Origin of the sequence: Glutamicibacter protophormiae (assembly GCF_016894325.1) — a bacterium.
In the GTDB taxonomy this organism is placed as follows: domain Bacteria; phylum Actinomycetota; class Actinomycetes; order Actinomycetales; family Micrococcaceae; genus Glutamicibacter; species Glutamicibacter protophormiae.
In genome coordinates, this window is the sequence record NZ_CP069806.1 from 2,983,846 (window position 1) to 2,996,182 (window position 12,337).

Sequence of the window (12,337 nt, forward strand, 5' to 3'; positions counted from 1 at the left end):
CTAAGACTTCCGGGATTTCCCTTTTGGTGGAGGTAAGGGGATTCGAACCCCTGACCTTCTGCATGCCATGCAGACGCGCTACCAACTGCGCCATACCCCCAAAAGAAGGTGGTTTTTCAGGTTTTCATCACCTTCGAACCGAGATAAAACTCTACCGGAGATGCTTCAGAAACACCAAATCCACCGTCAGAGACGCTGGTCACAGGACGCTATTCACTTTGTCGGTTGCGGGTGGCAGAATCTTCCCCGAGGGCCGATCGGTCCCCCTACCTAATTCGAAAGGCGCACTCCCATGAGCATTGGACTGACCCCTTACCTGCGCTTCGCTGGTGACGCACGCGCAGCGATGGAGTTCTACAACTCGGTATTCGGCGGAGAACTGTCGCTAATGACTTTCAAAGAAGGAATGAATGATGATCGCCCGGCAACAACCGACCAGATCATGCATTCGTCCCTCTTCGTGGACCGCGGTGTTCACCTCATGGCTTCGGATACCCCGCCGGAAATGAATCTCATGCCCAACGGCACCGTTTCCTTCAGCAGCGACGGCACGGACGAAGCAGACTCGGCCCCACTGCAGAAATGGTGGGACGGTTTGTCGGACGGGGCGCGGATCGACGTCCCACTGGCAACCGCTCCTTGGGGCGACTCTTTCGGCCAGCTGACCGACAAGTTCGGCGTCACCTGGATGTTCAATATTTCCGCGGTGCGCTCGTAATTACTTGGAATCGGCCTGTTCGCGGGCGGCGACGGCTTCGCTGCCCACGAGCAGGCCGATCTTCTTCGCCCTGATTTGGGTTGCCCAGGCAAGCAAAAAGCCAAGTACAGCCAGTCCCGCACCGACTATGGACGGCGCTCGATAGCCGAAGCCAGCGGAAATCACCGCAGCACCTAGTGCCGCACCCAAGGCGTTGGCGACGTTGAGCGCCGAATGGTTCAATGAAGCGGCCAACGACTGGGCATGGGGAGCCGAGTCCATCAGCAGGGTCTGCAGGCTGGGAATCAAAAGCGAGCCCACCGCGCCCAGAACGAAGACCATGATGAGCGTGGGGACAATCCAGCTGGTCACGGCCGCGAAGACCAGCATGGCTGCGACCATGATCAGGTTGGTCAGCTTGATGGACCCGAAAATCGACCAGTCGGCTAGGCGCCCTCCGGCCAGCGAGCCGACGACCATGCCCAACCCGTAGAGCGCAAGGGCCCATGGAACAAGATTGATATCCAGCCCTGCTTCTTCGGTCAGCGTCGGCGAGATGTAGGAGTACACGGCGAAGAAGCCGCCGAACCCCACGATGCCAGTTCCCATGGCCATCCATACTTGGACGTTCTTCAACGCCGAGAGTTCGCGGCGCATGCTTGCGCCAGCTTCCGCCTTGTGCCAAGGAACGAACGCAGCGATCATCAGCATGGTGATCAAACCGACCACGGCGACAACAACAAACATCGCCCGCCATCCGGTCAGCTGCCCCAACCGGGTGACCAGCGGGACTCCGGCAACATTGGCCACCGAGAGCCCAAGCATCACCCAGGCAATGGCACGCCCCCGCATGCTGCCGGGCACCAGCGAGCCGGCCAGGACTCCGGCCAAACCGAAGTAGGCGCCGTGCGGCAGGCCGGCCAGGAACCGGGTGACAAGCATAGTTCCGTAATCAGGGGCAAAGGCCGACGAAAGGTTCGCGATCGTGAAGAAGAGCATTAACAGCAGGACTGCGCGCTTGCGCGGAATCTTGGCGGCCAGCGCGGTCAGCACCGGGGCGCCGATAACAACGCCAATGGCGTAGGCACTGATCATCAGGCCCATCTGTGAATTGCTCACGGACAGGTCGGCGGCGCCTTCCTGGAGCAGGCCCATGAGCGAAAATTCGGTGACGCCGATACCGAACCCGCCCATGGACAAGGCAAGAATGGCCAGCAACAACCGGCCACCGAATAAGTATTTGCTGGGCGCAGAAGTAGTCACGTTTGAATCCTTGGGAGTTTTGGGATGGCACGGCTTCATCGACGCCTGACTTCCATCGTAGTTGCAGGCAACGCTGAGGAAAATTTCGATTCCCGCCGTTTTCTGTGGCACTGTGGAAGTCCAATGTCCAAAGCATCACGCCGCCGGTTGTCGGCATTACGAATTCTGGCACGACTCACGGTTATCCTCCTGTGCCTCGGCCTTGCTGCGCTCATGGCTTTCCACCAGCAGATACCCGACGTCGCGGGTCTGGGACTCATCCTTGACAACCTGGCCCCATGGCTCGGGCTTGGCATTCTTGTTCTGCTGCTCATGACCATCGCCGTGGGCGGGCGCGGAACCTACGTTGCTCTGCTTGTGCCAACCGTTGTCTGGGGCGTGCTTTTCGGCCCCGAGTCCCTGCCCTCCGCAGCTGTCGATGGCAAGGACACCCTGGTTGTCGCCTCGCAAAACGTCCATCAGGATGCGGTGACTTCTGCCCGCGCCTTGGCCGGCTCGGGAGCCGAGGTCATTACACTCCAAGAGCTGGGCGAGGGGCAAATCGATCTGGTCACGGACGAGCTGAAGCCAAGTCATCCGTACTACTACTCGGTGAGCACCGTCGGCCTGTGGAGCAGCTACCCGCTGTCCAACCCCGAACCGCTGGACTTGGGTCTGGGCTGGGACCGTGCACTGCGGGCCGACGTAGAAACGGGTTCCGGGCCGGTAAGGGTGTATGCGGTCCATGCAGCCTCGGCGCGTCCGACTGGCCATGACGAGCGGGACACCATGCTCGCATCCTTGACTGACTATGTGGAAAAGGATCCTTCGTCCAAAGTCATTGCAGCCGGCGACTTCAATGCCACCTCAACTGACCGCCACTTCGCGCCGGTCGCGGAACAGTTGGACGACGTGCACTACAGCGCGTGGGGACCGGCGATGACCTGGCCTCGTTCCCCCTTTGCCATGCTCGGCATCGACCACGTCATGGTCCGCGGCATCGCCGGCACCTCGCTTGAACGCATTCCTGCCGGAGACTCGGACCACTACGCCCTGCGCGCTTCCGTGGACCTGGCTGACGACTAGGAGAGGCCGGTCTGCCGCAAGGTGATATTGATGCGCCCGCTGCCCAGCCCGCATCCTTGCGGCGCAGTTCCAGGGTGGATCCGCGTCACCCCGTGATAGGCGAAGCGCGCCGGTCCGTCGAAGACGAACAGGTCTCCCGAGGCAAGACGCACCTCTTGCCAGGGCCTGTTGCGATGTTCGGTGTTTCCCATCCGAAAGGTCGACGAATCGCCCAGCGACAGTGAGACCACCGGGGCATTGATTCGCTCTTCAGCGTCCTGGTGCATGCCCATCGTGGCGTTCACGTCGTAGTAGTTGACGATGGCCGCGTCGGGCCGATAGGACTGCGCCTTAACCGGGTCCCCCGTCGCGTCGCGCACCGCCCGCCGGCCGAGCTCCACCAGCCACGGTTCCATCGGCGCTACCGGAGCCCCATTGATGTCGTCGGCAGTGCGCGAATAGCTGCTGGGGCTCCAGTGCCAGCCTAGGCACAGGCTCTGCACGCTCATCGGGTGGCCGTTGACCAGTGTCTGGTGCGGCGGGACCGGGCCATTGCCCCATTCGAAGAACCTGTTGATGATCCAGGACTGCATTTCCGGCGAAAGCCAGCCGGGCACATGCCATGCTCCGGGGCGCAGCTGCCGGGGCTCGCGTGGCAGCGCGCTGTCATCGAAGAGAAAGTCCACCGGGTGCCCGTCTCCTGTCTGCGGAAGGTCCGTTCCGCTGCGGGTTTCGCATCGCCACCGACTGTAGCACCAGGACCCCGCGGGCCGAGAGAAGCCGGTAAATATGTGCTCTGGACAACCTTCTCCCACGCCAAGGCAGGGAGAAGGGGACTTTCGAAGCATCCGTACGTAGGATCATTGGCATGGCATCAATACAGGTTGCAGGCGAAGCGTTGGTCGACATCGTCAATGGGCTCGCATATCCGGGCGGTTCTCCACTCAACGTGGCCGTCGGGCTGGGACGTTTGGGGCATGAAGTGACCCTCCAGACCGGAATCGGTGGCGACGAACACGGCCGCGCCATCATCGAACACCTCCACGCATCAGACGTCCGGCTTGCCGCGGATTCGGTCACCGAAGCGGCCACCAGCACCGCCACCGTGACACTTGATCCCAGCGGACAGGCGGCCTACGATTTCAAGCTCGATTGGAAGCTGGAGTCAGTTGTCCCCACCGATGCGCAAGTCCTCCACACCGGATCCATCGCCGCCTTTACGGAACCTGGCTTCTCGCAGATCCATGAGGTCTTTGCGAACTCCCCGGCGCATCAGCTGCGCAGCTACGACCCGAACCTCCGTCCCGCGCTGGTGGACAAGCGCCGCGCCGCGCTGACCCGCATAGAGACGTTGTGCGCCCTGAGCCATGTGGTCAAGCTCAGCGATGAAGACGCGCTGTGGCTCTACCCCGGCTGGGATACCGCAAGGGTGCTGGAACATATTCTGGCCCGCGGCGCCAAACTCGCTGTCATGACTTTCGGCGTGCGCGGCTGCGAAGCACGCACCGACCAGCTCGAAGTCTCCGTGCCATCGCTGCAGGTCAGCGTCGCCGACACCGTGGGAGCCGGAGACGCATTCATGTCCGGACTGCTGCATGCAATCAGCAACGGCCCGTTGCTGCAGGCCCTGGTGTCCAACGAAAAACTGGACGAAGACGACGTGGAGTCGGCGCTGCGCACCGCTTCCCTGTCCGCCGCGCTGACCGTCCAGAAAATCGGCGCCAATCCCCCGACCCTGCTCGAGCTTGAAAGCTGCTTGTCCTCGGTGGTGTTCTAATTGCAGGCACTGCGCCTTCGTCCGGTGGGGTGATCCCGGCTGGGGTTGCTAGAGTTCGGATGCAGGCGTTTCGCATCATTCGACCATGGAGGCAGTAGTGGGCAGCAAGGTCCCGGCAGCAGACAATACCCTGAGGATTTTGAGTTTGCTGGCGTCCCGCAAGGCCCCGACCCCAGCGGCGATGATCGCAAGGTTGTTGGATCTGCCGCGATCCAGCGTCTACCAGCTGCTGACGGTCATGCACGAGCACGGCTTCATAGCGCACTACCCTGAAGACAAGTCCTACGGCTTGGGAGTTGCGGCCTTCGAATTATCCAGCGCCTACACCCGCCAGGAACCGTTGGCCCGGCTGGGTGCGCCGCTGGTGGCCCAGCTGGTGGACAAGGTCGGTGAAAGCGCCCACTTGGCCGTGCTGCACGGCGCGGACGTGCTGTATATCGTGGAGGAACGCGCCAAGGGCCGCCCGTCGCTGGTCACCGATGTAGGAGTGCGTCTGCCTTCCCACCTGGTCGCCTCCGGCCGCGCCATTCTGTCGGCCCTGCCCAAGTCCCAGGTTCGGGCGCTGTATCCAACCCCTGCAAGTTTCGCAGGGCGCGAATCCCAGAGCACGATATCCAGTTACGCCCAGCTGCGGCGCGAATTGGATCAAAGCGCGCAACGCGGCTACGCGGTAGAGCGCGGGGACCTCACGGCCGACTTCAATTCGCTCGGGGTAGAGATCCGCGATGCTAGCGGCTGGCCGGTGGCGGCGGTCGCGGTGACGTTCTTGGCCGACCGGATACCTGAAGACCAGTGGGGGAATCTGCTGGAGCCCATCCGCGCCACCGCAGCGCAACTGACCGCCCGGCTGCACGGGCACCGCCAGCAGTAACAAGACAGTATTAGCGGCCCGGCTCAGAGCAACGGGCCAGCCGGATACCACACGATTCGGCTGGCCCGCTGGCCTGGTTGCCCGGCCTATCCCGCCGGGGTTCTACACCTTAGGGACGGCGCGTTTCAGCACTCAGGAACCATGCCTGCTGCTCCAGCTCCGCGATGTACTGATGCAGGATATCCGCAGTGGTCGGATCGTCCTCATCCACCGGATCATGGACCTCGCGCATGACATCCACGGTGGCTTGGACGGCCTTGACCATGATGTCCACGCCATCGGTGGTCAGCACCTCGGTGTTGACCGGCTGCTCGATGCGCGTGTACTTGGCAATGGTGGATGCCAGGCCGTCGGGAGTGGCATGCAATGCGCGCATGCGTTCGGCGATTTCGTCCGAACCTCGGCGGGCAATGGCGACCACTTCATCAATGTTTAGGTGCAAGTCGCGGAAATTCGGTCCCACGACGTTCCAGTGGATCTGCTTGCCGACCAGTTGCAGGTCCAGCATGTTCACCAGAACCAGCTGCAGCGAATCACGCAGCACCTCCGTGGCGACGAATCCATGTTCCGCATTTTCCAGCGAAGTCTTGCGTGCGGGCGTACTTTGCTTGCTCGACATACGTCATCTCCTTTGCAGACCTGAGGGTCATTCCTGCCGGGTTGCCCCGGCTTACCTTTAGCACGCTACCTTCATTGCCTGCGGCACTGAACCCCGGGCTCAAAGCACACGGGAGACGTTCAGGATTCATGAAGAAAGGGTGACGGAATGCTCCGCCACCCTTCATGTTGTTGTAGTGGGCGTCCCAGTTGGACGCGCCGTGCTTCGTGCTCCGAGTCTAGGAGCCGGCATCGGTTCCGCCGTGAAGATGGTCCAGCTTGCTGGGTCCGGCAACAAGCCGGAAAATTCCCCAGAGCATGGTTAACATCGCCCAGATCGCTCCGAGCCAAAGGGGTGCGGCATCCGCGGGGGATCCGTGGGGCACCACGTAGATAAACGAGAGGAATAGTGCGGCCACCAGCGCTCCGCCGACGACCAGCCCGATTCCCAGATGCTTCTTGTGCGGCATGGCTTCTCCTTAGTTGGTGCTGCCCGCCGTACGTGGGCAGATTCAGTGAGCGGTGAATGGGTACCTGTCCAAATGTCCTCCCATGCATTGCTGCGTTCGGCCACGGGTTTCACCATGGTGCAAATAGCATAGTCCCTTGTCTCCCGAATGTCCCGGGTGCGGATGAAACTCTGGGTCTGCGCCTAGGATTGGGAGCCGCACGGCCTGACGATTCCCCTTGGCAAGACTAATGTGCCTCCATTCAACCAGCGGCTGGAAGCTTGTGTGCGCAGTTGAACAGGAAATCGGCCGGCGGATCGGCCAAGATAGAAGCAGCTATCAACCGACCGCAAGAGGACTACCATGGCAGCGCCACAGAATAAACGCACACTTTCAACCCTCGCCGCGGTATTCCTGGCGATACCGCTGGCAGGTTGCGTGAGCATCCAGTCGCCGGAAGAGACAGCGAGGCCGAGCGCGTCGGCGATACCCACCGCGACAGCGTCCATCCAGGGCACAGTGACGCCGTTGCCCAAGGATCCCACCAGCACCGAAGGCAGCCTCGGCTCCGTGCCCAAAGAGACGAACGGCGACAGCTTCCAGCTTGGATTCGAGAAGATCCTGGAGCACGCGCAGAAGAAGAAGTGCTCGCAGGATACGGAGATTTCCGAGGACGGCCAGATCCTGCTGCTGGTCGGAAACTGCAAGGAGATCTCCATCAGCGGCACCGGCAACATGATCGTTGCGGATAATGCCCGCTCCGTCGAGATCAGCGGGGCGGGGAACATCGTGGCGGTCAAGAGCGTGCGCCAGGTGGACGTCAGCGGCATCGGCAACGTGGTGGCATGGCGCAGCAGCGACACGCGGAGCACGGACAGCGGCCAGAGCAACTCTCTGGGCCGCCACGCGCTGGACGGGGTGGAGTTGGCCTTCTAGCCGACCCTGTCCGGCATTTCAGACACTACGCGCGCATTCACGGCCTGCGCCGGTGGGAACTGTCGAACAATGGGATTACAGATCATTCCTCCCACTGATTGGAATCCCATGACCGTGAAGCTCTCGACGGATGTCACCCTGCAGCGCTTCGGCGTGACCGCCGCTGATGTCATCGCCGTGGCCCGCCACGATGCCCGTATCGAGATCTCCCCCGAGGTCCTCGAACAGCTGGTCTCGGTCCGCGCCCACATCGATGCGCTGGCCTCCTCGGACACCCCGGTCTACGGGATCTCCACCGGCTTCGGTGCCTTGGCCACCCGCCACATCGCGCCCGAGGACCGCGCCAAGCTGCAGCGGTCGCTGATCCGTTCGCACGCCGCAGGCATGGGAGCACCGGTGGAGCGCGAGGTCGTGCGCGCGCTGATGTTCCTGCGCGCCAAGACCTTGGCCTCGGGACGCACCGGCGTGCGCCCGGTCGTGCTGCAGACGATGGTCGACCTGCTTAATGCCGGCATCACCCCGGTCGTGCGGGAATACGGCTCGCTGGGTTGCTCTGGCGACCTGGCTCCGCTGTCCCACTGCGCCCTGGTCCTCATGGGCGAGGGCGAAGCCACCGATGCCCACGGCAACCTGCGCCCGGTCCCCGAGCTGCTCGCAGAATCCGGCATCGCCCCGGTCCAGCTGGCCGAGAAGGAAGGCCTTGCCTTGGTCAACGGCACCGACGGAATGCTCGGGCAGCTGCTCATGGCGCTCGCCGACTTGGACGAACTGGCGGACATTGCCGATGCCACCGCGGCCATGAGCGTCGAGGCCCAGATGGGCACCGACCAGGTCTTCCGCCCCGAGCTGCACGAGCCGTTGCGCCCGCATCCGGGCCAGGCCCGCAGCGCCGCCAACATGTTCGGTTTCCTGTCCGGCTCCCCCGTGGTCGCTTCGCACAAGGAAGGCGACGGTCGGGTGCAGGATGCCTACTCGCTGCGCTGCTCCCCGCAGGTCACCGGCGCGGTGCGCGACACGATTGCCCATGCCCGAATGGTCGCCACCCGCGAACTGGCCGCGGCCATCGACAACCCGGTGGTGCTGCCCAGCGGCGAGGTGACCTCCAACGGCAACTTCCACGGCGCCCCGGTGGCCTATGTGCTGGACTTCCTGGCCATTGCTGTGGCGGATCTGGGCTCGATTGCCGAGCGCCGCACCGACCGAATGCTGGATCCCGCCCGCTCGCGGGACCTGCCGGCGTTCCTGGCCGATGACCCCGGGGTTGATTCGGGCATGATGATCGCCCAGTACACCCAGGCCGGCCTAGTCGCCGAGAACAAGCGTCTGGCCGTACCGGCCAGCGTCGACTCGATTCCTTCCTCGGCCATGCAGGAGGACCACGTGTCCCTGGGCTGGCATGCGGCCCGCAAGCTGCGTACCGCGGTAGCGAACCTGCGACGCATCCTGGCCGTGGAGATGCTCATTGCTGGCCGCGCACTGGACCTGCGCGCTCCGCTGCTGCCGGGCCCGGCCACCGGCGCGGTACTGGATTTGCTGCGCACCAAGGTAGCTGGCCCCGGCGAGGACCGCTTCCTTTCGGCCGAGTTGGAAGCCGCCTGCGAGCTGCTGGAATCCGGAGCAGTGCACGAAGTGCTGCAGCCTTATCTTTCGCGGGGATAGTCGAAGCTGTTGATTTCCCGACATTTCTGACCGAATGGCCCTGAATGAGCGTAAGCTTGGTTGTCGGGAAACGGCATCCAAACCACGAAAGAAACATCGTATGCAACGGACCATGTTCAAATCCAAGATTCACCGGGCCACGGTCACTCAGGCGGACCTGCACTACGTCGGGTCGGTCACGGTAGATTCCGAGCTGCTTGCAGCCTCGGACATCCTCCCGGGCGAACTGGTCAGCATCGTGGACATCACCAACGGCGCGCGGCTGGAAACCTACACCATCGCCGGCGAGCCGGGCAGCGGCGTCATCGGCATCAACGGCGCGGCGGCACATCTGGTCCACCCGGGCGATCTGGTCATCTTGATCAGCTACGCGCAGATGGAGGACGCGGAAGCCCGCAGCTACGTACCCAGCGTGGTTCACGTGGACGCCGACAACAAGATCATCCATCTGGGCGACGACCCCGCGGTAGCCGTGGGCGAGAACGTCCAAACGCCACCGTTCGCGTTGGTCACCGGGAACTAACTTCCGGGCATCGCATTGGGCAGCAAGCAGGCCGCCGGCATCAGCCGGCGGCCTGCCGCGCATCCTCGATGCTACAAGGCCTCGCAGTCGAACTCGGGGCATCCCTGCCAGCGCTTGGAGAAGTAGCCGATGATATCCAGTGCGCTGACCATGGGATACCGCCTGGCATGCCGGCCGTAGACGCGGTCAATGGCGTCATCGACCGCCATCTTGAAGAAGCTGCACACCTCGTCGTAGCGCCAGACTTCCATGGCCAATTCAAAGAGCTCCGCGTAGCCCAGATCGCGTCGGCGCTCCAGCCCCAGCTCGCGCGAGATGCCCCAGATGATCTCGCGGTTGAGCTCATGCCCCTCGCCGCATTCGCACCAGCTCATGCCGGTAGACGGCATGGCCCACACCCACGAGGAATCGCCGGGCGGCCCGCCGCCTACATCATTGAATCCGGTCTCATTGCCTGCTGCGCTCATGAGGCTTTCAGCTCCCTTCGGCTCTGGTCAGACCCAAGCCCGGTGGTTTCCGCGGCCTGGCAGGCCTTCTCTTCAGGCCGTCCGCACCGAATTCCTTCCCACTGCGATCCGTGAAGTATTTCGATGATAAATAGACTCTACTCCATTTACTAGTACAAGTGTTCGAATCTTTTGCTTTTCCTTCCGCCGGCAACATTCTGGAAGGTGGGCTCATCCGCGGGGCTCCAAGCGCGGCAATCCCGAGCTGGGTAGAATCAAGCGCTAAGCGGCAGATCCCGTGGAACAGCGAGCCGACGCTGAGGAGTATCGATGCCCAGGAACTTCACGCCCGATGACTCCCCTGGCGCGCCCCACCGCCAGTGGAACGAGATTCTGCAGGAAATCAGGGTGATGCAGACGGGGATCCAGATTCTCGCCGCATTCCTGGTCATCCTGCCGTTCCAGGCGCGCTTCACCATGCTCACGGGTTTGGAGGAGATCTTCTACGTCATTCTGCTGGTGTTCTCCGCAGTGCTGATCATCCTGATGCTGATGCCGGTTCTCGTGCACCGCTACCTGTTCGGCCAGCGGCTCAAGGCGACCACCGTGTTGCTGGGCCATCGCGTCGTCAAGCTGGTGGGAATCTGCGCTGGACTGCTGGTGGCCTGCAGCGTGTGGTTCGTCGTCCAGGTGCTGATGGGCGGGCCCGTCTCGATCTTCATCGGCGGCGGTCTGGTCGCGGTAACGCTGTTCCTGCTGGTGCTCTTGCCACGTATCCTCACGCCGCGCGGCACGATGCCGGAATCCTACGACGAGGGCTGAGCCGGGCTCTTCGCGCCGGACGCCATGCCGTCCACGTGGCGCAGCATCAGTTTCATGGGCAGGTGCCGGATGGCCTTCGGGAGGATCCGAGAGGCTACCCAGGCCGCTCGCACCGTCACGCGGTTGCGTAGCTCGACCCTTCGGGTCAGCTCGTATCCGAACTGCTCGCGGATCCGGGGCGGCAGCTGTGCGATGGTCACATCGCGCATCAGCGGCAGCGCCACCCTGATCCACCACGGTGCGCGGGAGCCGGTGAACAGCTCGTCGGCCAGCTTGCGGATCTGGTCGGTGACGTGGAGGTTGGCCGTGATCCCGGCGAAGTAGTCGTTGAACCCGGCTTCGGTCTCCGGCCAGAAATGGGTAGGCATCTGCAGCGCATCACCCAGCCGCGCGTACTGCCGGTACAGCTCCTCGCTGGCGTGGTAGTCCCATGCGGGCAGAACCTGCGATCCGATCACCCGGGCCGAGTCGAACAGCGTAGCGGCGACCCACTGCTGCAGACGGGGATCCAGCGCCGAGTAGGCCGGCGCGCCGGTGGCCTTGTCCCGCGCACCGCGCACTGGACGGTGGGCGGCATCCACGTAGTCGATGATGGTGCGTTGCTGCTCGGCGGTGCCGTTGCTCAGGGCATAGATGTAGCCCAGGGTATGCAGCAGGCGGGAGAGCGGGTTGGCGGCGAAGTCCGAATGCTCCGCGATGGCCCGCCCAATCTGCGGATGCGCCAGCTGGAGCAGGATTGCCCGCCCGGCGCCCAGCAGCAGTGCGGACTCGGGGGCGGCCTTGGCCAGCTGGTCGCGGGGGAACGGCTGCGGCTCGGGCTGGGGATTCACCCCTCGAGTCTAAACCGCGCGGCTGTCAGCTCCCTGTTAGAAGGGCACCCCGCAGGAGAGCACGATGTTCGCATAGGCCGTGGCCTCTCCGGTGCGGATGACGAGTTTGGCGTGCGGCAGCGCGGCTTTCAGCTCCTCATGGGAGATGTACCCGGGAACAAGCCCCTGGGCGGTGCACCATTCTTCGACCACGGTGCCCCGCGCCTCGCTGGCCAGGGTGCTGGACTCGATGACCAGGTTGCGGGCCAGCACCTCCATTGCCTGCGCGAATCCCAGCTGTCCGGCCACGAAGGCCAGATCCACCACGGGGGTTTGCCTGGGGATCGGCAGCCCGAAGTCGGCGACCACGACGGTGTCGGTGTGCCCCAGCTTGGCCAGTTCGGCCAGCAACGGGGCGTTGAGGATCTCGGATTTCAGCACGAG

Annotated in this window: 15 protein-coding genes and 1 tRNA gene; 8 read left to right on the forward strand and 8 right to left on the reverse strand. The window is 63.3% G+C overall.

Annotated features, from left to right (window positions below; translation table 11 throughout):
* Positions 1 to 24: 24 nt before the first annotated feature.
* Positions 25 to 100: transfer RNA gene (locus JQN66_RS13935), tRNA-Ala, on the reverse strand.
* 192 nt (positions 101 to 292) lie between these two features.
* On the opposite strand from JQN66_RS13935, the gene JQN66_RS13940 reads away from it, so the two are divergent.
* Positions 293 to 718 carry a VOC family protein gene (locus tag JQN66_RS13940; protein ID WP_188949908.1) on the forward strand — a complete coding sequence of 142 codons (426 nt, stop codon included), beginning with the start codon at positions 293 to 295 and terminating at the stop codon, positions 716 to 718.
* Here JQN66_RS13940 and JQN66_RS13945 read toward each other — a convergent pair whose 3' ends face one another.
* Complete coding sequence (locus JQN66_RS13945) at positions 719 to 1,999, reverse strand: MFS transporter (protein ID WP_188949910.1); 1,281 nt, start codon at positions 1,997 to 1,999, stop codon at positions 719 to 721.
* A gap of 174 nt (positions 2,000 to 2,173) precedes the next feature.
* On the opposite strand from JQN66_RS13945, the gene JQN66_RS13950 reads away from it, so the two are divergent.
* Positions 2,174 to 3,025: an endonuclease/exonuclease/phosphatase family protein gene (locus JQN66_RS13950; RefSeq protein WP_204675569.1), complete on the forward strand. Its 852-nt coding sequence runs from the start codon at positions 2,174 to 2,176 to the stop codon at positions 3,023 to 3,025.
* Here the strand turns inward: JQN66_RS13950 and JQN66_RS13955 are convergent.
* Positions 3,022 to 3,690, reverse strand: a complete 669-nt coding sequence (locus JQN66_RS13955) for an alpha-ketoglutarate-dependent dioxygenase AlkB family protein (RefSeq protein WP_239464021.1) — start codon at positions 3,688 to 3,690, stop codon at positions 3,022 to 3,024. The genes JQN66_RS13950 and JQN66_RS13955 overlap by 4 nt on opposite strands.
* Positions 3,691 to 3,872: 182 nt before the next feature.
* Between JQN66_RS13955 and JQN66_RS13960 the strand changes: the two genes are divergently transcribed.
* Both JQN66_RS13960 and JQN66_RS13965 read left to right on the forward strand, forming a co-directional pair.
* On the forward strand, positions 3,873 to 4,781 hold the full coding sequence (locus JQN66_RS13960; protein WP_204675571.1) for a carbohydrate kinase family protein: 909 nt from the start codon (positions 3,873 to 3,875) through the stop codon (positions 4,779 to 4,781).
* A gap of 85 nt (positions 4,782 to 4,866) precedes the next feature.
* On the forward strand, positions 4,867 to 5,652 hold the full coding sequence (locus JQN66_RS13965) for an IclR family transcriptional regulator (protein ID WP_188949918.1): 786 nt from the start codon (positions 4,867 to 4,869) through the stop codon (positions 5,650 to 5,652).
* Between the two features lie 109 nt (positions 5,653 to 5,761).
* On the opposite strand, the gene JQN66_RS13970 is transcribed toward JQN66_RS13965, so the two are convergent.
* Positions 5,762 to 6,271 carry a Dps family protein gene (locus JQN66_RS13970; RefSeq protein WP_188949920.1) on the reverse strand — a complete coding sequence of 170 codons (510 nt, stop codon included), beginning with the start codon at positions 6,269 to 6,271 and terminating at the stop codon, positions 5,762 to 5,764.
* Between the two features lie 217 nt (positions 6,272 to 6,488).
* Positions 6,489 to 6,719: a hypothetical protein gene (locus tag JQN66_RS13975; protein ID WP_188949922.1), complete on the reverse strand. Its 231-nt coding sequence runs from the start codon at positions 6,717 to 6,719 to the stop codon at positions 6,489 to 6,491.
* Positions 6,720 to 7,136: 417 nt separating this feature from the next.
* On the opposite strand from JQN66_RS13975, the gene JQN66_RS13980 reads away from it, so the two are divergent.
* The 3 genes from JQN66_RS13980 (at position 7,137) to panD (ending at position 9,816) form a co-directional block, all read left to right on the forward strand.
* Entirely contained in the window at positions 7,137 to 7,634 is a 498-nt protein-coding gene (locus JQN66_RS13980) for a DUF3060 domain-containing protein (RefSeq protein WP_204675572.1), read from the forward strand.
* A gap of 108 nt (positions 7,635 to 7,742) precedes the next feature.
* A complete protein-coding gene (gene hutH, locus JQN66_RS13985) occupies positions 7,743 to 9,293 on the forward strand; it encodes a histidine ammonia-lyase (protein ID WP_204675573.1) in 1,551 nt (516 codons plus the stop codon).
* Positions 9,294 to 9,393: 100 nt separating this feature from the next.
* On the forward strand, positions 9,394 to 9,816 hold the full coding sequence (gene panD, locus JQN66_RS13990) for an aspartate 1-decarboxylase (RefSeq protein WP_188949928.1): 423 nt from the start codon (positions 9,394 to 9,396) through the stop codon (positions 9,814 to 9,816).
* Positions 9,817 to 9,887: 71 nt separating this feature from the next.
* On the opposite strand, the gene JQN66_RS13995 is transcribed toward panD, so the two are convergent.
* A complete protein-coding gene (locus JQN66_RS13995) occupies positions 9,888 to 10,283 on the reverse strand; it encodes a hypothetical protein (RefSeq protein ID WP_204675574.1) in 396 nt (131 codons plus the stop codon).
* Positions 10,284 to 10,592: 309 nt separating this feature from the next.
* On the opposite strand from JQN66_RS13995, the gene JQN66_RS14000 reads away from it, so the two are divergent.
* Entirely contained in the window at positions 10,593 to 11,084 is a 492-nt protein-coding gene (locus JQN66_RS14000) for a DUF6328 family protein (protein WP_204675575.1), read from the forward strand.
* Here the strand turns inward: JQN66_RS14000 and JQN66_RS14005 are convergent.
* Entirely contained in the window at positions 11,069 to 11,914 is an 846-nt protein-coding gene (locus JQN66_RS14005; RefSeq protein ID WP_204675576.1) for an oxygenase MpaB family protein, read from the reverse strand. The two genes, JQN66_RS14000 and JQN66_RS14005, sit on opposite strands and share 16 nt — an antisense overlap.
* 36 nt (positions 11,915 to 11,950) lie before the next feature.
* Positions 11,951 to 12,334, reverse strand: a complete 384-nt coding sequence (rbsD, locus tag JQN66_RS14010) for a D-ribose pyranase (protein ID WP_204675577.1) — start codon at positions 12,332 to 12,334, stop codon at positions 11,951 to 11,953.
* Positions 12,335 to 12,337: the final 3 nt, after the last annotated feature.